This is a genomic window from Tannerella serpentiformis, assembly GCF_003033925.1.
GTDB classification, from domain to species: Bacteria; Bacteroidota; Bacteroidia; order Bacteroidales; family Tannerellaceae; genus Tannerella; species Tannerella serpentiformis.
On record NZ_CP028365.1, the window covers coordinates 2,604,273 to 2,626,523 of the forward strand.

The 22,251-nt window shown below is 56.1% G+C and carries 17 protein-coding genes and 2 riboswitches; of the genes, 6 read left to right on the forward strand and 11 right to left on the reverse strand.

All coding sequences use genetic code 11. From position 1 onward, the window contains the following. Positions 1-456: 456 nt before the first annotated feature. Positions 457-1,737 carry a phosphopyruvate hydratase gene (gene eno, locus C7123_RS11010; RefSeq protein ID WP_037978732.1) on the forward strand — a complete coding sequence of 427 codons (1,281 nt, stop codon included), beginning with the start codon at positions 457-459 and terminating at the stop codon, positions 1,735-1,737. Between the two features lie 120 nt (positions 1,738-1,857). Here eno and C7123_RS11015 read toward each other — a convergent pair whose 3' ends face one another. Beyond that, positions 1,858-2,616 carry an RNA methyltransferase gene (locus tag C7123_RS11015; RefSeq protein WP_069175061.1) on the reverse strand — a complete coding sequence of 253 codons (759 nt, stop codon included), beginning with the start codon at positions 2,614-2,616 and terminating at the stop codon, positions 1,858-1,860. Positions 2,617-2,720: 104 nt separating this feature from the next. After that, a riboswitch (cobalamin riboswitch) is annotated at positions 2,721-2,929 on the forward strand. Between the two features lie 47 nt (positions 2,930-2,976). On the opposite strand from C7123_RS11015, the gene C7123_RS11020 reads away from it, so the two are divergent. From C7123_RS11020 to C7123_RS13015, 4 genes are all read left to right on the forward strand, one after another. Continuing rightward, entirely contained in the window at positions 2,977-4,995 is a 2,019-nt protein-coding gene (locus tag C7123_RS11020; RefSeq protein ID WP_069175062.1) for a TonB-dependent receptor plug domain-containing protein, read from the forward strand. A 38-nt stretch (positions 4,996-5,033) separates the two neighbouring features. Further along, a complete protein-coding gene (locus C7123_RS11025) occupies positions 5,034-6,122 on the forward strand; it encodes a YncE family protein (RefSeq protein WP_037985314.1) in 1,089 nt (362 codons plus the stop codon). A 94-nt stretch (positions 6,123-6,216) separates the two neighbouring features. Further along, positions 6,217-7,326 carry an ABC transporter substrate-binding protein gene (locus C7123_RS11030; RefSeq protein WP_069175063.1) on the forward strand — a complete coding sequence of 370 codons (1,110 nt, stop codon included), beginning with the start codon at positions 6,217-6,219 and terminating at the stop codon, positions 7,324-7,326. 410 nt (positions 7,327-7,736) lie between these two features. Then, positions 7,737-7,946: a hypothetical protein gene (locus C7123_RS13015; RefSeq protein WP_159049910.1), complete on the forward strand. Its 210-nt coding sequence runs from the start codon at positions 7,737-7,739 to the stop codon at positions 7,944-7,946. A 1,198-nt stretch (positions 7,947-9,144) separates the two neighbouring features. Here the strand turns inward: C7123_RS13015 and C7123_RS11035 are convergent. From C7123_RS11035 to C7123_RS11045, 3 genes are read right to left on the reverse strand one after another with little or no spacing between them, the layout of a single operon-like run. After that, a complete protein-coding gene (locus tag C7123_RS11035) occupies positions 9,145-10,239 on the reverse strand; it encodes a sirohydrochlorin cobaltochelatase (RefSeq protein WP_069175064.1) in 1,095 nt (364 codons plus the stop codon). Next, positions 10,226-12,430, reverse strand: a complete 2,205-nt coding sequence (locus C7123_RS11040) for a TonB-dependent receptor plug domain-containing protein (protein ID WP_237269315.1) — start codon at positions 12,428-12,430, stop codon at positions 10,226-10,228. The genes C7123_RS11035 and C7123_RS11040 overlap by 14 nt, the downstream gene beginning before the upstream one ends. Continuing rightward, positions 12,427-14,601 carry a TonB-dependent receptor gene (locus tag C7123_RS11045; RefSeq protein WP_069175065.1) on the reverse strand — a complete coding sequence of 725 codons (2,175 nt, stop codon included), beginning with the start codon at positions 14,599-14,601 and terminating at the stop codon, positions 12,427-12,429. The genes C7123_RS11040 and C7123_RS11045 overlap by 4 nt, the downstream gene beginning before the upstream one ends. Before the next feature lie 59 nt (positions 14,602-14,660). Beyond that, positions 14,661-14,886, reverse strand: a riboswitch (cobalamin riboswitch). Positions 14,887-15,821: 935 nt separating this feature from the next. On the opposite strand from C7123_RS11045, the gene C7123_RS13020 reads away from it, so the two are divergent. Next, a complete protein-coding gene (locus C7123_RS13020; RefSeq protein ID WP_159049911.1) occupies positions 15,822-15,992 on the forward strand; it encodes a hypothetical protein in 171 nt (56 codons plus the stop codon). A 182-nt stretch (positions 15,993-16,174) separates the two neighbouring features. Here C7123_RS13020 and C7123_RS11055 read toward each other — a convergent pair whose 3' ends face one another. The 7 genes from C7123_RS11055 to C7123_RS11085 all read right to left on the reverse strand — a co-directional run bounded on the left by C7123_RS11055 (position 16,175) and on the right by C7123_RS11085 (position 22,200). After that, positions 16,175-17,752 carry a peptide chain release factor 3 gene (locus tag C7123_RS11055; protein ID WP_069175067.1) on the reverse strand — a complete coding sequence of 526 codons (1,578 nt, stop codon included), beginning with the start codon at positions 17,750-17,752 and terminating at the stop codon, positions 16,175-16,177. Positions 17,753-17,797: 45 nt separating this feature from the next. Next, complete coding sequence (rfbD, locus tag C7123_RS11060) at positions 17,798-18,670, reverse strand: dTDP-4-dehydrorhamnose reductase (RefSeq protein WP_069176350.1); 873 nt, start codon at positions 18,668-18,670, stop codon at positions 17,798-17,800. 27 nt (positions 18,671-18,697) lie between these two features. Further along, the gene (locus tag C7123_RS11065) at positions 18,698-19,240 is read right to left on the reverse strand and encodes a DUF4924 family protein (RefSeq protein WP_069175068.1); all 543 of its coding nucleotides are present in this window, start codon (positions 19,238-19,240) and stop codon (positions 18,698-18,700) included. A gap of 306 nt (positions 19,241-19,546) precedes the next feature. Next, positions 19,547-20,707: a nicotinate phosphoribosyltransferase gene (gene pncB, locus C7123_RS11070; protein WP_069175069.1), complete on the reverse strand. Its 1,161-nt coding sequence runs from the start codon at positions 20,705-20,707 to the stop codon at positions 19,547-19,549. A gap of 12 nt (positions 20,708-20,719) precedes the next feature. Further along, positions 20,720-21,388, reverse strand: a complete 669-nt coding sequence (locus C7123_RS11075) for an inorganic pyrophosphatase (RefSeq protein WP_038000002.1) — start codon at positions 21,386-21,388, stop codon at positions 20,720-20,722. A gap of 200 nt (positions 21,389-21,588) precedes the next feature. Continuing rightward, a complete protein-coding gene (locus C7123_RS11080) occupies positions 21,589-22,002 on the reverse strand; it encodes a type II toxin-antitoxin system VapC family toxin (RefSeq protein WP_069175070.1) in 414 nt (137 codons plus the stop codon). Positions 22,003-22,008: 6 nt separating this feature from the next. Next, positions 22,009-22,200 carry a hypothetical protein gene (locus C7123_RS11085; protein WP_069175071.1) on the reverse strand — a complete coding sequence of 64 codons (192 nt, stop codon included), beginning with the start codon at positions 22,198-22,200 and terminating at the stop codon, positions 22,009-22,011. Positions 22,201-22,251: the final 51 nt, after the last annotated feature.

A 22,251-nucleotide genomic window follows, 5' to 3' on the forward strand; every position in this document is an offset into this window, starting at 1 on the left:
TCGGCTGGCAAGTCGCTTGCCGAGGCCGCTGGATCAAAAGTAATGCTGGCATGTCGCATGCCAGGGCCGCTGGCTCAAAAGTGACGCTGGCGTGTCGCATGCCGCGGCCGCTGGATTAAAAGTAACGCTGGCGTGTCGCATGCCGCGGCCGCTGGATCAAAAGTGTTGCTAGCATGTCGCATGCCGCGGCCGCTGGATCAAAAGTAACGCTGGCGTGTCGCATGCCGCGGCCGCTGGATCGAAAGTGACACTGGCATGTCGCATGCTGAGGCCGCTGGATCGAAAGTGCCGCTGGCATGTCGCATGCCGGGAATACGGAAATAAGTGACACAGCGCAAGCACACGCTTTTATCTTCCTATCCACAGGAGGCTGCTCTCAACGCAGGCTCCGCCTTTGCAGGTTGGCATAAATTCCGACCTTTGGCCCCGGTTGAAGAACCCATTAATCAAGTCAATATGAAAATAGAAAAGATTACCGCCCGCGAGGTATTGGACTCGCGTGGCAACCCCACCGTTGAGGTGGATGTGAGATTAGAATCTGGATTTGTTGGACGTGCCAGTGTGCCTTCGGGCGCCTCGACTGGTGAGCATGAAGCCCTCGAATTGCGCGATGGAGACAAGAAGCGCTATGGTGGCAAAGGCGTGCTCAAGGCCGTGGAGAATGTCAACAATGTGATCGCTCCCGCCTTGATCGGTATGTCTGCACTCGAACAGCGTGCCATCGATCATAAGATGCTCGCCCTCGACGGTACACCGACTAAGTCGAAGCTCGGTGCTAACGCCATCCTCGGCGTATCGCTGGCCGTAGCCAAGGCCGCCGCTAACTATCTGGAGCTGCCCCTCTATCGCTACATCGGCGGCACGAACACTTATGTCATGCCGGTGCCGATGATGAACATCATCAACGGAGGCTCGCACAGTGATGCCCCGATCGCTTTCCAAGAGTTCATGATCCGTCCCGTGGGCGCTCCTTCTTTCCGCGAAGGTTTGCGGATGGGCGCGGAGGTTTTCCATGCGCTGAAGAAAGTGCTGCATGATCGCGGACTGAGCACCGCCGTCGGTGACGAGGGAGGCTTTGCCCCCGCACTGAATGGCACCGAGGACGCACTCGATTCGATTCTTGCCGCCATTAAAGCTGCTGGCTACGAACCGGGTAAGGACATCCGTATCGGTATGGACTGCGCTTCGTCAGAGTTTTACAAGGACGGCGTCTATGATTATACCAAGTTCGAGGGCGCCAAGGGCAAGAAGCGTACGGCAGACGAGCAAATCGCTTATCTCGAGGAGCTGATCAGCAAATATCCTATCGACTCGATCGAGGACGGTATGAGCGAGAACGATTGGGAGGGCTGGAAGAAGCTCACCGAGCGCATCGGCAACCGTTGCCAGCTGGTGGGCGACGATCTTTTCGTGACCAATGTGGAGTTCCTCTCCAAGGGTATCGCGCAAGGTTGCGCCAACTCGATCTTGATCAAGGTTAACCAGATCGGATCGCTGAGCGAAACGCTTGATGCGATCGAAATGGCCCATCGCCACGGTTACACGACCGTTACAAGCCACCGCTCGGGCGAGACAGAGGACGCTACGATCGCTGACATCGCCGTGGCTACCAACAGTGGACAGATCAAAACCGGTTCGCTCAGCCGTAGCGACCGCATGGCCAAGTACAATCAGCTGCTTCGTATCGAAGAGGAGTTGGGCGCACTGGCTGTATATGGCTACAAGCGCGTGAAGTGAGAATGGCTCCCGATCGGATTGTCGGTCGGAGCCGCTGTTATAGGTAATTCGAGAGAGGTGTCCCCATAGGATGGGGGCGCCTCTTTTTTTCGGGCGAAAGTGGGCGGTGATGCGTCGGAATCAGTGGGCGCGGCGACGAATCTCAGCGCAGACGATAGCCGTGGCCACGGCCACGTTGAGCGATTCAGCGCCGTAGCGGTCGGTGGGATAGCGGGGGATACCGATTCGATGAGTGACGAGTGCTGCTACTTCGGAACGGATGCCACGTCCTTCGCTGCCCATTACGAGTAAGCCAGTCGTGAGGGGTGACGGTAGGTCGTAGAGAGGCGTGCCGTCGGCAAAGGTGCCGTATATCATGGCCTCGGAGTGGCTGCGGATAAAGGCGGGGAGGTCTGTGTAGTGGATGTGGATGCGTGCCGTGGAGCCCATTGCGGATTGGATGGCCTTGGGACCGAATGCGTCGGCCGTGTCAGGGCTGCAAACGAGGTGCGTGTAGCCTAACCAGTCGGCGGTGCGGATCACGGTGCCGAGGTTACCGGGATCTTGCACGCCGTCGAGGGCAATCACCCACTCCTGAGTGGGATCGGCGCCACGGAGATCGTCTTCACGGCGGTGGAAGATGGCAATCACCTCGGGCGGCGACTTTAATAGGCTGGCACGATGCAGTTCGTCGCGATCGGCCTCGATTCGTTCGCCGTCGGATAGCTGATCGGCGTGCGCATCAAACCATTCCGGTCGTGCAGCTATCCATTCGCAGGCGAAAGTGCCCATGAGATCGATTACGGTTTTGGTTCCCTCGGCCACGAAAGCCTGTTGCTCGTCGCGGTGTTTCTTCAACTCCAGCGCGTGCACCTGTTTGATCTTCGCTTTACTCAACATCTTTTCGGTTTGTTGCCATTTATACGGGCAAAAGTAGTCTGTGCGTGGGGATGGAGGCCCTTCCACACGCGATTACTCCCGCCGAAAGTTCAGAAGCTGCTTCTATTTTTGTCCGCGATTTCGGTCTAACCGGTGGGGCAACCGCTTCTCGGTTAGTAAAAGGGAAGCCGGTGAAAGGCCGGCGCTGTACCCGCAGCCGTATGTTCTGTATCCTTGGCCATCTACACACTTGCCACTGGCTCGCATGAGCTGGGAAGGCTGCCTACGAAAAGGAGGAACGAGCCGGAAGACCTGCCGACGTCAAATTTTAATCTTCCCTCACGGTCTCGGGTGAAGACGAGGGCTCAGATATGTACTCAAATGTCTATCGGATCTATCTACATACGTAAGACTACGACACTCATGCTCTGCGCATGGGCCTCCGTTGTCGTGGTCACGGCTCAGGAGCGCGATACAACCTTAGAACGTCGCATCGATGAGGTTACCGTCACCGCTACACCTACGCCACGGCGACTGACAGCCACTATCCCCGTACAAGTAGTCACGGGCGAGGCCATTCGTACCCTTGGATTGCAAAATATGGCCGATGCCGTACGCCGTTTTGCAGGAACCACCGTCCGTGACTACGGCGGAATTGGCGGCATGAAAACAGTCTCCGTGCGTAGCCTCGGCGCCCATCACACGGCGATCAGTTACGACCAAGTGGCAATGAGCAACACGCAGGCCGGACAGATAGATATCGGTCGTTTATCCCTCGATAACGTGGCCATGCTCACCCTCTCAGTCGGTCAGGAGGAGGATCTGCTGCAATCCGCCCGCATGTCAGCGTCAGCAGCTGTGCTCAGCATCCGCACCGAGGTACCTCAATTCACATCCAAGCGCCGCCACAGTCTGCAAGCCCACATCCGAGCTGGATCTTTTGGCTTCATCAACCCTTACCTGCGACTTGCCACTCGATGGAATGCCCATACCGCGCTCTCGGTCGACGCTAATCTGCTCCGAGCTGATGGCGTCTATCCGTTTACGTTAGTCAATGGCTCTGAGCGTACCCGAGAAAAACGGTATAACTCAGACATTCGTTCTTGGCACTCCGAGGCCAACCTCTATCGCACCACAGATCGCAGTGAGCTTCGCGCCAAAGTCTACGCTTTCCGATCCGAACGTGGATTGCCTGGTAGCGTCGTCCTCTATCGCACAGGAAATAGTGAACGATTGTGGGATGAAAATTTCTTTGCCCAAGCTAATTATCGATGGAAGGCCAACGATCGATGGACCGTACAGGCGCAAGGTAAATACAACTACTCTTGGAATAAATATGAGGACACCGATCCGAAATATGAGGGCGGCCGCCAGACGGATCTCAACACCCAACATGAATATTATGCCTCTCTTGCCGCAATGGGCCAGATCACGGACCGATTCAAGCTCTCGCTGGCCCAAGATGGCGCCATCAATACGCTGAACAATAACGTAAACGACAATCCCGCGCCCATCCGATTCACTTCCCTCACGGCCCTGCGCGCGCGGTACCGACTCGGACGTGTTACCATGGTCGGAACGGCCCTGGCTACGCTGATCACGGAGCGTGTCAAGCGTGGCGATCGCCCCGCCGACCGAAGTCAATTCACACCCTCTTTCTCCCTGACCTACCGACCCCTATCTGATCTTGACCTCAACCTCCGCGCGCTCTACAAGAAGACCTTCCGCGTGCCTACGTTCAACGATCTGTACTACCTCCGCATAGGTAACACCGGACTAAGGCCTGAACTGGCCGACGAATACAACATCGGCCTCACATGGACTGCCGCGCCCGCTCGCCTGATCGACCAAATCACGCTTACATGGGATGGATATTACAATGAAGTGCGTGACAAGATCGTGGCTTTCCCCTCCACGTACGTGTGGCGGATGGTCAACTTCGGACGGGTACGCATCTTCGGCTTCGACGTCGCTCTCACGGCCGGTGTACCCCTTACCCACGGCGTGCGCGTCGATCTTCAGGCCAATTACACCTATCAGCGCGCCACGGATGTGACTTCACCCGAAGCAAAGAACTACCGCGACCAAATTCCCTACACTCCCCTCCATTCGGGGAGTGGCTCCGCGGCCCTGCGCACGCCTTGGATCGATGCGGCTTATACCGTCGTGGCCGTGGGCGATCGTTACTACATGAGCCAAAATCTACCCGAAAATCGCGTCAACGGTTACGCCGAACATACGATTGCTCTCTCGCGTACGTTTCATATACATCACCCCGATGGATGTCGCATCCGCGTGCAGGCGGAGTGTGTCAATTGGATGGATACACAATACGACATCATCAAATACTACCCCATGCCCGGTCGGAGCTTCCGCGCCACCGTGGCGGTCACACTCTAAACATTTTGAAGTACTAACCCCAATAAAACAAGACAGAAATGAAAATCAAACAATCTCTTTTCAGTGTATGGTGTATGCTTGCCATCGCGTTGGCATTCACCGCGTGTAGCAAAGACGACGATCCGAAGCCCAATGATGACGGCACCAAACTCACGTTGCCCGCTTCTCGCGTCTTTATTCTTAACGAAGGCTCGTTCAAACAGAACAATGCCGGCATTACCTTCTATGCCCCGAACAAGGATGGCAGCTTCATCGCTGATGTATATAGGATGCAGAACGAGAAGGGCCTGGGTGATACAGGGCAGGACATGATTATCCACGGCGATTACATCTATGTAACCGTCTACAACTCGGGTCTGCTGCTCAAGCTCAATACTGCTGGCGTGGAGCAGAAGCGACTCGCCTTCAATAAGGAGGATGGATTGCCGAGACACCTCTTTGCCCTCGATGGAAAGCTCTATGTCACCCTCTACAGTGGCAAGGTGGCCAAGGTGGACGCAGAAACATTGACCATTGAAGGCTATGCCAACGTGGGCGAAAACCCTGAAGGCATTGCTTATGCCAACGGCTATCTCTGCGTAGCCAACTCTGGGATGGGAAAAGGCACCACCGTGACCATTATTGACGCTAATTCCATGCTTGTAACGAACAACATCACCGTGGCACAGAACCCGGAGAAGGTGCTTGTCTCCGAAGGCAAATTCTTTGTGCAGGGATACGGCGGTAGTTATCCCAACTACACCTATCCTGTGCAGCTCGTTGACATTTCTACTGGTGCCGTCAAGACCATAGCCAAGGCTACGAACTTTTGTGAGTATCGCGGCACGATTTATATGGTTTACAGCGACACGGATTGGAAGACTTACAAGACGACCAACACCTTCTCCAGCTATGATGTCCGCACTGGCACGTTGAACAGCAGTAACTTCTTGAACAATATGCCCGACGCGCTCGGCTCAACGAGTGTCTACATGATGGAAGTGAACCCCAACAACGGAGACATCTACATCGGAACGTCTGATTATAAGACCAACGGCGACATCTACCGCTTCGATCGTAATGGTAAGCTCATCGAAAAGTTCAGCTCCGGAGGTATTAACCCGAACAACGCCGTCTTTTTCAATTGATGTCCCTTCCCTCTTGGGGATAAGCCGCTTCTTGTCCCCAAGAGTTACATAAAAACCTGTGATACGCACTTTCTTCTGCCTATTTGCATGGTTCATGCTCTGCCTCACGTTCAGCTGTAACGTGGGGCAGCGCTCTTCTATGCCTCAGGCTTCCGACGCCGGCGCGTCAGTGGACTCCCTGCGCTATGCAAGGGGTCTCACCATCACGCGCCACACTGATTTTACCGTAGTAGAGCTGCGCGATCCTTGGAACGAGGGTCGGTTGTTGCATCGTTACCTGCTCGTGCCGCGTTCCGCAGCTGCGTTGCCTGAAGGAATGCCTGAGGGCACCGTGGTACGCACTCCTCTCCGCCGTATGGTGGTCTATACGTCCGTCCATTGCGCACTTCTCAACGAATTAGGGGCCTCCGACGGCATCGCGGGCGTATGCGAGGCCCAATATGTGCACGTCGAGCCCGTGCTTAACGGATTGCGCAACGGTACAGTGGCCGACTTGGGCGAGGCTACCTCACCCGACATCGAAGGGATGATCCGCATTGGCGCGGACGCCATCCTCGCCTCGCCATTTCAGAACGCCGGCTATGGGCCAGCCGAAAAAATCGGTCTTCCGATCATCGAATGTGCCGATTATATGGAGGCCGACCCGTTAGGAAGGGCCGAATGGATCCGTTTTCTCGGACTCCTGACCGATAGAGAGGCCACAGCCGACAGTCTTTTCCGCTCCACCGAAGCAGCATACCTCCGCGTGCGCGCGCTGACGGACACTATTTCGAAGCGCCCCACGCTTTTGGTGGGGAAGAAATACGGTTCCGCCTGGCATGTGCCTAACGGGGCGAGTTACATGGCTCGCATGTACCAAGATGCGGGTGCGGACTATGTTTTTCGTGATCTGCCCGGCTCGGGAAGCACTCCGCTGACGTTTGAGGCCGTTATCGACCGTGCGCAACATGCTGATTTATGGCTTATTCAGTATAATGCCGATGTGAATATGACCTACGGGTCGCTCCGAGCCGAATACACACCTTATGCGAGCTTCGACGCCTTCGCGGGTAGACATATCTACGGCTGCAACACCCACAATTCGCACTATTACGAAGAGATCCCCCTCCATCCAGACCGTCTCCTGAGCGATCTCATCGCCATCATCCACCCCAGACTCCTACCCGGCCATAAGCTCCACTACTTCGCACCGTTAGGAGAGTAAAAACGCGGCCAAAGACCTCTGCCGAGGCAGGGAAGTTTGCCTGGTACATGGCACAAATCTGGACCTCTCCAATCATGTACCCGGCCAACTTGGCCAAAGCCTCCAGTCCATCTATCATGTACCCGGCCAACTTGGCCGGTGCCCCTGGCACCTTGATTTTCTTTTGCTTCTTTTCTTGCATCAAGGCAAGAAAAGAAGAATAGGGTAGGAGCAAAGCGCCGCCTCTGACGACAGAAACATTCATCCATTCCCCAAAATAGATCATCCCTCAAAATGAAGGACGCATGGAAGCCCTTCGTTTTGAGGGATTTTTTATTCGTAGCAGCATACGCTTCCCTCCCGAGATGCATTTTTAGACCACATTAAGGAATCATCCGAAAAATGCAAGCGATTCAAAACGTCCATCTAAGATGGAAGTGCAAAACGCGCCGCGTTTCGGTGTTCCACCTAAGATGGAAGTGCAAAACGCGCCGCGTTTCGGTGTTTCACCTAAGATGAAAGTGCAAAACGCGCCGCGTTTCGGTGTCCCACCTAAGATGGAAGTACAAAACGCGCCGCGTTTTAGTGTCCCACCTAAGATGGAAGTACAAAACGCGCCGCGTTTGGGTGTCTCCATGTAGGGGCGTATTGCATACGCCCCACATATACCCCGTTAGGGGTAAAAGAAAGACCTTCGATGATCAAATGTGTAAGATGATTTTCGGCCCGAAGGGCCGTTTGTGGGGCGTATGCAATACGCCCCTACTTGGGAAGATGAATACGTGCCGCGTTTGGATGTCCCCATGTAGGGGCGTATTGTATACGCCCCACAGATACCCCGTTAGGGGTAAAAGAAAGGCCTTCTATGATCAAATGTGTAAGATGATTTTCGGCCCAAAGGGCCGTTTGTGGGGCGTATGCAATACGCTCCTACTTGGGAAGATGAATACGCGCCGCGTTTGGGTGTCTCCATGTAGGGGCGTATTGCATACGCCCTACAGATACCCCATTAGGGGTAAAAGAAAGGCCTTCGATGATCAAATGTGTAAGATGATTTTCGGCCCAAAGGGCCGTTTGTGGGGCGTATGCAATACGCCCCTACTTGGGAAGATGAAAACGCAGCACGTTTTAGTGTTGCTACTAAGTAGGAAGTACAAAACGCGCCGCGTTTAGGTGTTGCTACTAAGTAGGAAGTACAAAACGCGCCGCATTTCGATGTTGCTACTAGGTAGGAAGTACAAAACGCGCCGCGTTTAGGTGTTGCTACTAGATAGAAAGTACAAAACGCGGCGCGTTTAGGTGTTGTTACTAGGTAGGAAGTACAAAACGCGCCGCGTTTAGGTGTTGCTACTTAGTAGGAGGTGTTTTTATTGATGAGTTTGGAGGATGTTTCTAAGTGATGGTCTGTTCTTCATCTCCTTTTCTTTCCTTGATGAAAGAAAAGGAGGCAAAAGAAAATCAAGGCGTCAGGGACGCCGGCCAAATTGTCCGGGTACCTGATAGATGAGGTAGATATTTTTGTGATGTATCAGGCAAACTTCCCTGCCTCGGTAGAGGCTTCCGGCCAAATTGTCCGGATACCTCGAAAATATTCGACCTGCCCCGATCTATGAGGATCGAAACGCGCCGCGTTTGCGGCTGGTCTCCACCGGATACCCCCAAAACGAAACAGCCCGACACGTTTACACATGCCGGGCTGCACAGTCATTCGGACGGGCGGGCCGTCCACAGTCAGAAATAGTTATGAAAAAAGAGCGTGTTTAATCTTCTCTCTGAGAGGGAGTTCCTAAAGGGGTGAGGCTTGCCTCACGCAACAGATGTACGTGGGACAGACTCGCCTTATTCGGGGTTCTTTGAGTGATAGTAGTCTACCTTCTCGGCGTTCTTGGTGTGGTTCATCCACAATTGACGGACATTTTCGCGCTCGAGGAGGCCATTCATGATCTGAGTCTCGTCTGAGCAGTCGTAGCCCATGGTCTTGAAGTACATTTTCCAGCTCGTGTCTTCCACTTCACCCTCTTCATTGGGCTGGAATGGGGTCTTGGCGACGTCGTTGCCAGCCATATCGTTGTGGGCATGGTCGCCGGAGATGGACATGAGGGGTGTGCAGTAGACGCGGCCCTTGCTGACGCCTGCTTTGACCATTCTTTCGCGAACGAAGGTCTTGAAGTTGTCCTTCATGTCGACCGTACCGACGTAGTAGTTTTTGTTGATCTTCTGGAGCGCCTGTTCCAGCTGCGTGTAACGGATGTTCGCCTTGTAGATGTCGTATGAATCGGGGTTACCGTGGCCCATGAAGGCTACGATGCCCTGCTTGGCGTAGTTAGCGTAGTTCGCATCAAGCGCTTTGGCGAGTGCCTTGACGTCCTTATCGGCGTCGGCCATGAGGGGAAGGCCTAAACGGAGGGTGACCTTCTTCAAATAGGCGTCGTCGAGGTCTCCCAGACTGTTGTTAGCGAAATCCTTCATGTAGTTGATCACTCGGCCGTACTCTTCGCCCGGAATCACTTGCAGAGACTGGACAATAATCTCGCTGTACTGTACGCGTCCGAAGGCTTCGAGCCAAAAGTTGGGCGAGTAGTAGTGACGCACCTCGGCTTTGGCCTCTCCCTCGTCCTTGGCGTGCTCGCCCGCGGCGGCGCGGTTGATGCAAATGGCGGAGGAGAAGGACAGGAAGACGTCGTAGTCGGGGAATGCCTTCTTGTATTCGGCTACGGTGTTGTCGAAGGCCAGAAAGGCGCGCTGCCATGTGGACCCGAAGGCCACGAGCAGGATCACTTTGTCGTGTTTCTTACCCGTCTTGACGGTGTTGTCTACCGATTGTTGGTAGCGCTCCACGTTCGTGATGGGTTCTTCACTCTTGTCGCAGGAGTTGAGGCTCACTGCGAGGACGATGGCCATTGCAGCCAAGATCCATGTCTTAATTCTCTTCATAATCGTTACTATTTAGGTTGGTAATCGTGTCTTTTTCGTGCTTCACCTTCTTGCCTTTAGCAAAGCGTACGGTGAGCGAGGCGTAAACGGTGCGCCCGGGCGTCATGGTGCCCAAATGGAGGCCGTGCGGGGTACGGTCGCAATAATTGAAGAGGTTATCCACGCCAGCTTCGAGACGATAAGTCATATGACGTGCGCGTCCGAGGTCGTGGGTGGTAGAAAGTCGCCAGATTTGGAAGCCTTTCCCGTCGCCGTTGATCTGATAATATCGCTTGGATGAGGCGCGTCCGTAAAGTCCGGCGGTAAAATGATAGGCGGGAGAGAAATCGTGGCTCCAGGTGACGAATGCATTGGCCTTGTGGTGGGCTGTCCCGTCGATGATGACGGATTTCATGCGGTCGTGAGTGGCGTCGTAGAGATTGGCGTCGGTATTGAGGTAGCTGTATCCGGCGCCGATGGTAAAGGCGCGGACTGCATATCGAAGACTAATGTCTACGCCGTACGTTTTGGCGCTTTCGAGGTTCTTGTACTGGCGCACTTTGACGGGGTCGTACCTCGCCACCAGGTCACCAGGGGCTTGCGAGGTGGGGATGGTGACTAAGGTGATCATGTGGTCCAGTCGGTTGAAGTATCCGGTGACTGACAGGGAGAGGCCACGGCTTCCCAGATATTCGGCACCGAGAGAAAAGTAGTCGGAGGTCTGCGGACGGAGGTCGGTGTTACCTAAATAGAGGTGGGTGCCGGCCATCTCGCGGATGTAACGGTAGAAAAGTTCCTTGGGAGTGGGCGTTTTGAATCCGCGACTCCATACCGCGCGCAGGCGGTAGTCTCCGAGGCTGAGCATGGCAGCAATTTTCGGTGTGAGCTTGAACCGCCCGAAGCGGGCGTTACGATCTACGCGTAGACCCGCCGTGATTTGCAGCGGATCGAGCAGCCCGAACTCATCTTGTACGAAAACGGCCGCGGTTTGGTCTGACGCCTTACCGTCAATGACGCGCATCGGCGCCTTGAGCCAGTCGTAGCGCCATTCAAGGCCCGCACTGAGCGTGTTTTCGAAGGGTAAGCGGAAGACACCCTTCAGCGCGGCCAAGGTGCGCTGCTGATCGCTCTGCAGATCCGTCTGCCCGGGGAAATAAGGGTAGTACGGCGTATATCGACCATTGATATAGCCATCGATGAGGGTGGTGTCAGTGAAATTGTAGTAGTAAGCGTGGCGATCCCAGCTCACGTCGAGCGTGAGGAGGTCCGTTCGGTTCAGCTTCCATTTACCCCCGACGGCTGCGGAGGCGTTGCCGTACTGAAGATCGTAGGTCTTCACGTCTACGGAGGGGTATTTCCCGCTCGGGCGGTAGATGCGTTTGCCATAGATGCTTCCGGCGGCGTAGAGTTCGAGGTCGCGCGTCGGAGAGAAGCCGAGTCGCTCGGACAGTTGCCAGTTCGTGTTCCTGTTGACTGTCTTATTGCGGGAGTCGGTGATGAGAAATTCCGTTTGGTTGGGGTCCTCGACAGACGTGTTCTGCCATCCATCGGAGTGCTGAAGCTGAAAGTTGGTCCAGCTGCTGAATCGGCCGATGTTGAAGCCCACGCCGGTGTGTTGGCGGACATCTCCATACGACCCGAAGCGCGAAGTATTTTCGAGTAAGACCCCTTCATCGTGCTTTTTGGTGATGATGTTGATCACGCCGGCCATTGCATCGCTCCCATAGAGCGCGGACGAGGCGCCGCGGACGATCTCCACCCGCTCGATGTTGTTCGGATCGATGAGCGAGAGCTCATTTTGCCCGCCGACATCGCCGTGAATACGTTTTCCGTCGATCAGGATCAGGATGTAGTTATTGCCCAAGCCATTCATCTGGATATGGCTGCCCATGTCGTCCTCACCAAAGGCGAAGGAGGCGGTCAATCCCGATAAGATGTCCTCGATGCTCCGTCCGGCGAAGTTCTTGAGCGCCCGGCCCGAGATAATCTCCGTCTGTACGGGTACAGACTTCAATGTATGTTCCGTACCCGTTGCGGTGACGACTACCTCGTCGAGTGCAATGTTCTTCATCGCCTCGTTGGGGCGCCTCATCGTCGAATCTTGTGCCGAAACGGCCTGCGCTACCCAAAGTAAGGCGGTGGCAAGGGCCATCCGTCCGGCGACTTTGCAGCGTGGTGCCGATGTGATGTGATGCAAGTGTCTCCGTTTCATCCTCTAAACTTGATGGATAGGCTTACGTAGACCGAGCGGCCGGGTGTCAGCGTGGCGTAGTTGAAATTGTAGGGCCTGTCGTCGGTGTAATTGAAGAGGTTTTCGATGCCCACGCCCGGTTCGAGGATCACAGAACGGAGAGAGAACGTGTGGCGGGTGTTGAGATCCCAAACTTGGTAGGCGGGAGCGTAACCGTAGGTCTTGGAGAAGCGTTCGCTGTTGATGCGACCGTTCAGGTAGACGTTCATCGTGTATCCGCCCCATGTGCGTGTCCATTGCGCGTTGACGTTGGCGGCATTCCGGAGACTCTTGTCGATGGGTCGGCCCGTTTCATCGTCTTTCGTGTCGAGGTGAGTGTATCCCGCGCCGATGCGGAAGCCTGCTCCGAGGTAGGCTTGGGCCGCCACGTTGATGCCGCGGACTTCCGCCTTGTAGACGTTGTCGCGCTGGCGCACTTCCTCGTGTCCGTACTTCTGTTTGGCCTCTTCACCCGTGGCGATGGTACGATAATCGATCATATCACGGATGCGATTGTAGAAGAAGTTCGTGCTCACCGTGAAGCGGCTGTGGGCGTACTCGGCATTGAGGGAGAAATAGTCGCTCTTCTCGGGTTTGAGGTTGAGGTTGCCGATCGTAATGCGGTCGACTGACTTGGTCGTCTCGGAGGCGTACAGTTCCGAGAGTGTGGGAGCGCGAAATCCAGCGGCATAGGAGGCTCGGAGGTTCAGACCTCCCTGGCCATACATGAGGGCGACGTTTGGCGTGGCGTAGCTCTTGAAAAATTCGTGGTAGAGGTAACGCACCCCAGCTAAGGCTCGCAGTTGGCGGGTGATCGTGATCTCATCTTGTGCGAAGAGGGCCGCGGTGTAGGCCGTTTTGTGGCTGATGTTCTCCGTGGGACTGCTGAGCATGTCGGCCAAGTACTCCACCCCGACCGATACCTTATTCCGTTCGCCCAGGTTGAAGATCCCCTTCACGTTGGCCTGCTGATTGCGCGTGCGTTTGCGCACCAATTCGTCGCCTGGCTGGGTCTTGTACGTCTTGCTTGCGTTCAGGAAGTTGTAGCGCGACGAAAAGAAGTCGGCCTGATAGTCCGCCGTGATGTAGGCATCGGGCGAGAGGAGGTATTTGACGCCTGCGCCCCAGGAGTAGGTGCGGTGCTGGAGGTCGTAATCGTACGCTGCGGCGGGCCGACGCGTGATGTTGCGGAAGTAGCCGCCTCGCAGCTGGAAGGAGAGGCGATCGGTGGCGTCGTAGGTGAATCGTTGGTTGACGTTGTCGGAGTGAAAGCCGGCGGAGGCTACCTTCTGCGTCTCCACAAGGCTGTCCTTCTTGTTTCGCTCGTACGGACTGAGTTGCCAGCTTTCGGCTTGGCTGCGGCGATAGGAGGTGTAGGAGCCGAATCGGCCCGTGTTGACGTCGGCCGCGATCGACTGAGTGAAGCGTCCGTGCGACGTGTAACGCGTGTCGGAAGAGAGGTTGACGGCATGCTTTACGTCGTTCGTGATGATGTTCACCACGCCGCCGACAGCGTTCGTGCCGTAGAGCGCCGAGGAGGCGCCGCTGAGGATCTCAATGCGCTTGATACGCGAGACGTCGATGCGTTCGTAGGTGTTGTCGCCACCTATCCGGCGACCGTTTTCGAGGAAGACGAAGTATTTCTCCGGCAGCCCGTTCAGGCTGAGCGTCGTGCCCATACCGTTGGTCATGTTCGAGAAGGAGGGGGTCAGTTTTTGCAGGGCTTCGTCGAGGGTTGAGATGCCGGCGTTGCTCAGTTCGCGCGACGTGATCACGTTCACGGGCACGGGGCTATTCTTCATCAGGTGATGCGTTCCGGTGCCCGTCACCACCACCTGCCCAAGCTGCACCATACTCTCGCGCATGCGGATCACGACGCCCGTTTCGCCGCTCCGCACCTCGCGCGCTTCGGTCGTATAGTTCAGGTGTGACACGTTCAGCGTGTGCGTGCCCTCGGGCAGGTTGCTGATCGTAAACTCGCCGCGCGTATTGGTCACGTCGCCCGTCAGACTGTGGTCCACGCGGATGTTGGCGCCTACCACAGGCTCGTTCGTGTCGGCATTAATCACTCGTCCACTCACGCCCGTTTGTGCGCTGAGCGTCATCACCCCGCACAGCCATGCGAGGAGCATTCCTATGTACTTTTTCTTCATATGTGACTATTGAATATATCCATCGTCAGTCCTCCGCCGCCCTGGCCCCGGGGCGTGCGACATCAAGCTGTGTCCTGGCAGGTTTCCTGACTTCCCCCTAAAGAACCGAGGGCCTTCCCATCGCGTGTCTGTGCACGCCGACAGTGGCATTGCGGATGGCTCTTCTTTTTGCTTTGAACGAGGGGGGTTACAGTAGCGGGCACTGTTCCGGACTCTCACCGGATTCCCTTTTCATGCAGCGCGACGGACGCCGATCGCTGCATCACCAAAACGCGGGCAAAATTAGGCGCTGTTTTTATAATTCCCATACCGCACCCTCACATCGATTCGCGTTTACGGTCGGCCCCCGTCCGTCGGCTGGTCTTTGATCTGGAAATCTTAGTAGGGCAGATTGTGTTTTTTATCAGATCGCATGAAATACAGTGCGAATCCAATTTGTTTGATACAAAATGCCCTGCAATCCGAAGCAATACAAAATGGATTCACATCAGATTGTACGCCATACGAAGTGAGTCAATTTTGATTCAGATCAGATTTCGTGCAATCCGATGCAATTCAAAATTGATTCGTTTCAGATTTCACGCCATGCGGAGTAAATCAAATCTGTTTCACATGAAATGCCGTGCAATCTGAAGCAATACAAAATGGATTCACGCCAGATTGCATACCATACGAAGCAAATCCAATTTGTTTCACATGAGATGCCGTGCAATCCGATGCAAAACAAAATTGATTCGCTCCAGATTGCACGACATATGGAGAAAATCAATTTTGATTCAGTTCAGATGTCGTGCAATCCGATGCAAAACAAAATTGATTTACATCAGATTGCACGCCATACGGTGTAAATCAGAATTGCTTTAATGCATAGGTTCTGCATAATAAGGGGAGAGGGAATGGTATCGGGTAAGATTACTTGCCATCTGACCCTATCCAGCATGGCGGCAGATCGCAGTTTGCCATCAGGGGGCAGCGCACGGAGATTTTCCGACGGATGTAGCCCGTAGTTGGGAGCGCGCGGGGTGTCGTCATTCAAGGGATTCTGTGTCTGAAAACGCACCGCAGAGAATCCATTCTTCGCAGGCGATTTCCTGTGTGAAAACGTTAGAAATGGGGCGTAAACATGCCTGTTTCTGTTAAAAATGAACTGAGAACAGGGTTGAAAGCATGTTCTACAACATGTTTTCGGGGAGTAGCTCTATCTTTGCGGCGGTTATTCAATGAAGGAGTTTATGAGAATGATTGCAGATAAGCAGTGCTTACGTGAATTGGCCATGCTGCAATATCAGGCAGAAAGGTACCGTCTGGCAGGCAATGGCTTTATGACCCAGCACCTGTATTCGCGGATCCGCAAAATACGGGAACAGCTGGCCAACAGTGACAAAAATTGAGAAGACATAGCCCTGATGAAACATGCGGGGTATAAGTGATTGTAAAAGTGGTTATCGAGAAGCAGCGGAGGGAGTAATCCTTTCCGCTGCTGTCATTTTACGGGGTTTGCGTCTCGCTTAGTTCGGACGCAAACCCCGCGTTTTTTCTGGGGGTGTCTATCGGGAGAAGTGTCGGGGCGTGATCAGAACTCGGAGGTGAAGTGGAAACGCACGTCGGGAAAGTCCTGCTGCGCCATGGTGAGGACGTAGGCCGAGTCGGCCAGGTAGACGTCGCGGCCCTCGTGATCGGAGGCCATGTATTGGGCCTTGCGGCGCATGAAGCTGTCGAGCGCAGCCTTGTCGTCGCTCTCGATCCAGCAGGCTTTGTAGAGGGGGAGCGGATCCCAGCGACACTGCGCGCCGTACTCGTGCAGCAGGCGGTACTGGATGACCTCGAACTGCAATTGCCCGACGGCGCCGATGATCTTGCGACCGTTGAAACGGTTGGTGAAGAGTTGCGCCACGCCCTCGTCCATCAGCTGATCGATGCCTTTGTTCAGCTGCTTGGCGCGCATAGGGTCGGCGTTTTCGATGTATTTGAAAAGCTCGGGCGAGAAGCGTGGGAGGCCCTTGAACTGGAGCAGCTCGCCCTCGGTCAGGCTGTCGCCGATCTTGAAGTTGCCCGTGTCCGGTAGGCCGACGATGTCGCCGGCGAAGGCTTCGTCGACGACCTCCTTCTTCTGGGCCATGAAAGCCGTGGGACTGCTGAAGCGCATCATCTTATCGAGGCGGACGTGGCGATAGTTGGCGTTGCGTTCGAAGCGGCCGGAGCAGACCTTGACGAAGGCGATGCAGCTGCGGTGATTGGGGTCCATGTTCGCGTGAATCTTGAAGACGAAGCCGGTGAACGTGGGCTCCTCCGGCTGGACGAGTCGCTCGACGGTCTGCACGGGTTGGGGTGGCGGAGCGATGCGGACGAAGCAGTTGAGCAGCTCGCGGACGCCAAAGTTGTTCAGCGCGGAGCCGAAGAAGACCGGGGCGACGTCGCCACTGAGGTAGGTCTGGACGTCGAGCGGGGGATAGACGCCCTCAATCAGCTCGATGTCTTCGCGGAGCTGCGCGGCGGACGACTCGCCGATGCGGCGCTCGAGGTCGGGATCGGTGAGGTCGCTGAAGGCTACGCTCTCCGTGACCACCTGCTTGTCGGGGCGGTAGAGATCGAGCTTGCGCTCGTAGAGGTTGTAGACGCCTTTGAAGCGGTCGCCCATTTCGATGGGCCAGCTCAAGGGGCGGACGGTGATTTGAAGCTCGCTCTCGATCTCGTCGAGGAGGTCGAAGGGGGCTTTGCCTTCACGGTCGAGCTTATTGACGAAGACGATGACGGGTGTCTTGCGCATGCGGCAGACTTCCATCAGTTTGCGGGTCTGTGTCTCGACACCTTTGGCGGCGTCGATGACGATGATGACGCTATCGACGGCCGTGAGGGTGCGATAAGTGTCCTCGGCGAAGTCTTGGTGGCCGGGGGTGTCGAGGATGTTGATCTTGTAGCCTTCATAATCGAAGGCCATGGCGGAGGTGGCCACGGAGATGCCGCGCTGCTTCTCGATCTCCATCCAGTCGGAGGTGGCGGTGCGGCGGATTTTGTTCGACTTTACGGCGCCGGCTACGTGGATGGCGCCACCGAAGAGGAGGAGCTTCTCGGTGAGGGTGGTTTTGCCGGCGTCGGGGTGGCTGATGATGGCGAAGGTGCGGCGGCGGCGGATTTCGTCTTGGAGGGTCATAAGGGGAGAGGGGAGTTTGAAGTAGTCAGAGGAAGTGAGTAGTAGTTAGCGGGAGGCGGCGTCCATGAAATGATGGAGGCAGCGGTCGAGGCTGTCTTGCCAGCGGGGGATGGACAGGCCGTAGACGGTGCAGATCCGGGTCTTGTCGAGGACACTGTAGGCGGGGCGCGCGGCGGGCGTGGGATAGTCCGCCGTGGAGATGGGGAGGACGATGCACGTGAGGTGGGCGACGCGGAGGATGTGGCAGGCGAAGTCGTACCAGCTGCAGGTGCCCTCGTTGGTGTAATGATAGACGCCGGGGTGGAAGGTGGGCGCGGTGAGGATGTGGAGCACGGCCTCGGCCAGGTCGCCGGCGTAGGTGGGCGAGCCGATTTGATCGTTCACGACGCGGATCTCGGGGCGCTCGGCGCCGAGGCGGAGCATGGTCTTGACGAAGTTGTTGCCGACTTCGGAGTAGAGCCACGCGGTGCGGAGGATGGCGGCGTCGGTGGGTAGTGCCTCGAGCAGGACGTGCTCGCCGGCGAGCTTCGTGCGGCCGTAGACGGAGGTGGGCGACGGGGTGTCGTCCTCGCGGTAGGGGCGATGGGCGCGGCCGTCGAAGACGTAATCGGTGGAGATGTGAATCATGCGTGAGCCGACTTCGCGGGCGGCCGTGGCGAGGTGGCCGACGGCGTCGCGGTTGATCTGGAGGCAGCGTTCGGCGTCGCTCTCGGCGCGATCGACGGCGGTGTAGGCGGCGCAATTGATGATGTAGGCGTAGCGACCGCGGCGGACAAAGTCGGCGACGGCGTTGCTGTCGCAGAGGTCGAGTTCGTCGATGTCGGTCAGGGTGAAGGCGTAGTTCGGGTGGCGGTAGATGCGGCGGCGGATGGCGTCGCCCAACTGGCCGCGGGCGCCGGTGACGAGTACGGGGATCATGTCGAGTGAATGATTCATAGTGAATGATTAATGAGGGTGAGTGATGTCGCGCTCCTCCTTGTATTTCTCTGCCAGGAAGGTGAGCATGAGGTTGATTTCGCGGACAGCCTCGAGCGTCTCGGGGCTGACGGGTGCGCCTTGGAGGCGGAGCAGGAGGTAGCCGTAGAGGGCGGTGAGGCAGGTCTCGATCTCGGTCATCTCGGCGCCGCCAGACTTGGCGCGGAGGCGGACGATGGAGGGCAGGGCCTTGTAATAGAGCGCGCCGTAGGTGGCTTCCTGCGGATTGCGGAGGAGGGAGAGGTGGAGGTCGTTGAGGAGGATGACGACGTTGCGGTTGATCTGCAGGTGCCCATGCTCGGCGACGCCTTCACTGCGCATCATGTCTGCCAGATTGTCATACCACTGGGCGATGCGTTCGCGCACATCGTCGGCCACGTCGTAACGGGCCACGAGGGTGCGGCGGATGCGGTCGCTGTCGAGGGCGTTGGCTCGGATCAGGTCTTCCACCTGCCACATATATAAAAGGTACTCGACGATGTTCTCTTGTCTCTTCTGTTCGGCTACGATCATATCTGCGGGGAAATGGGGGTTGGGGGTTGAGGCGTTTCGCGGCGAAACGTGGGGGTGATGAACCGGGATGGGGCACCGACGGACGAGCTTTTTTTGCTCATGGACGAGTAAAAAAAGCTCATGCTCGAGTGAAAAAAGCTCGTGCTCGAGCAAAAAAAACTCGCGGACGAGTAAAAATCACTCGTGGACGAGCAAAAAAAGCTCGTGTGCGAGCAAAAAAAGCTGGTGCTTGAGCAAAAATCACTCATGCACCAGCAAAAATCACTCGTTGGGGAAGGCGATTCGGGGTCTGCGGCGCGCATCAGATCAGAGTTTCAGCATGCGCTTGCAGAGGTCGATCTCGTCCGGGTCGCCGGTGTGCTTGCCGGGTGAGTCGGAGAGCTTGACCACGGGCAGGAAGTCCGTTTCGCCCTTGGGCTTGACCTCGAAGAGCTTGATGACGATGTTGAGGGGCTGCACGCCGACGTCGTTGGTGAGGAAGGTGCCGACGCCGTAGACGTCGTGCAGGCGGCCGGCCACGTAGCCCTTGATGCGGGCGATGGCTTCGAGGTCGAGGCTGTCGCTGTAGACGACGGTCTTCTTTTTCGGGTCGATGCGGTGGCGCTCATAGTAGCTGAGGGCGCGCTCGGTGAACTCGAAGGGGTCGCCGCTGTCGCAGCGCAGGCCGTCGAAGAGCTTGGCGTATTTGGTGGAGAAGCTCTTGAAGAAGTCGGTAGAGGTGAAGGTGTCGGGCAGGGCGATGCCGAGGTAACCGTCGTAGACGTCGACCCAGTTCTCCATCGCCATCTCGTTGGCCACGCGGTAGCCGTAGTGGGCGCCGTGATACATGAACCATTCGTGCGGGTGGGTGCCCATGGGGATGAGGTCGTGAAGCATGGCCAGGTAGACGTTCGATGTGCCGTTGAGCACGCGCGGCATGCACTCCTTGAGGATGCCGATGACGCGGTCTTGCACCTCGAACGAGAAGCGCCTTCGGGTGCCGAACTCCGACAGCTCAGCGCCCAGCTCCTCGAAGCGACGCGCTTTGGCGCGTGCGCGATCGTCGGCGTCGGCCGCGGGCGTGGCGCCCGTCATGCGGTAATAGAGCTCGGAGATCATGGCCATGAGGGGCACCTCCCAGAGTACCGTGCGATACCACAGTCCGCGCACTTCGACCTCCAGTCGCCCGCCTTCTTGCACCACCGTGACTTCGGCGGGGTTGAAGCGGAAGCCCTTGAGGAGGTCGAAAAAGACATTGTCGAAGTAGTAGCATCGGCGGCGCATGAAGGCCTCGGCCGTGTCCGTCAAGAAGAGCGTGCGCATGGCGTCCACCTCGCGGCGCAGGGCCTCGCCGAAGCCCTCGGGGAAGGGCGTCTCGCCACGGTTGACGAAGCGATAGACGACCTCCGCGTCGGGGAACTTCTTTTGGATGGCGTTCATGACGCTGAATTTGTACAGATCGTTGTCCGTAAAATCGCGAATGATCATGTCTGTAGTCTTTTATCGTAAGATGTCGTGCATTTCGTCGAGGTAGATCTTGTAGTCCTCGAGGCAGTGTCGGATCACCTCGTAAGCCTCCTCGCGGCCGTATTCGTTGGCTATCTCGACGTTCTTTTTCTTCTCGCCCGGCATGTCCTTGTAGGTAAGGAAGTAGTGCTTGAGTCGCTCCAGGACAATCTTGGGCAGGTCGCCGATGTCGTTGTATGAATCATACGTAGCGTCGTTTTGCAGCACGGCGATGATCTTGTCGTCCGCCGCGTTACCGTCCAGCATGCGCAGCCCGCCGATGGGTCGCACGGAGGCGATGATGTCGCCGTGGGCGATGTCCTTCTCGGTCAGGATACAGATGTCCAAGGGGTCATGGTCGCCCATGATATTCTCTCGCTTGAGCTGGTCCATGCAGTACTTGGCAAAGCCCTCTCCGCAATAACTCTGCGGAATGAAGCCGTAGAGCGCCGGCACGACGTTCGAGTAGCGCTGCGGACGGTCGATGCAGAGGAAGCCGTTCACCTTGTTCAGCTCATACTTCACCGTGTCCGTGGGCACCATTTCAATAAATGCCGTGATCACTTGCGGGGCCTCCTTGCCCACCTCAATGCCGTGCCACGGATGCGAGCGGTAGCGCAGCCCCATCAGTCTGGTGATGGTGTCGTTCAGTTTGTTGTACATATCTGTCGAAATAAATAGGGATAAAAAACACTTGGATACCACTTTCGTTCGTTGAGGGGGAATCTCTCCTCTCCAACGCGCGACAAAAGTAGGCCGAATGGGAAAAGCGGAAAATGAAGGCGCGAAAAACGAACGTCGGAGAACCTATCTCAAGTAAGTTCCCCGACGATCATTGCTCCTCACGGCTTCCATTCATCTCCTCATCTCACATTGAAGACAAAATCGAGCCGCTGGGATGCGTATCGTTCGAACTTCCTGTCGGAACTAATCAGAATCAGTCGATCCGTGATGGCGTGTGAGATTACCATGTGGTCGAACGGGTCGTTGTGGTCGTTGGCGATGTGCAGATTTTTCAACGTCTTTATCTGCCTATCTCCAAAAGGCAAAACCTCTAACGAGAACTGGTCAATCAGAATGCGGAGTATGGCATCGATCGTTTTATGCTTTGAGCGGATCTTGCCAATGCGATAGAGCTGGAGTAGCTCAACCATACAGATCGCGCTTGTGCAAAGTGTATTGGAGTAGTTCTCTACAATATCACGGACTTCTCGAGATAGTTCCTCTTGATCCAATGCCAAAAAAACCAAGATGTTCGTATCCAACAAGTATCTCACGGCGCTTCACTTTAACACGGCATCCATATCGACAACCTCGAGCAGTCCGCCGCGTCTCCGACATTCTCGCATCGCAAGGCCTGTTCTTGAGATCTTCTCTCCCGTTTCCGAGTCGATCACCCACCGCGGCTGCGTGGGCTTCTTCTTTACGATAATCGTACGCATGACGATCTTGTTCTTTTTCAACTTACGCTTCATTGTATGACTCGCTTATGATTTACGCCGCAAAGATATGCGCGGCCGATGGCC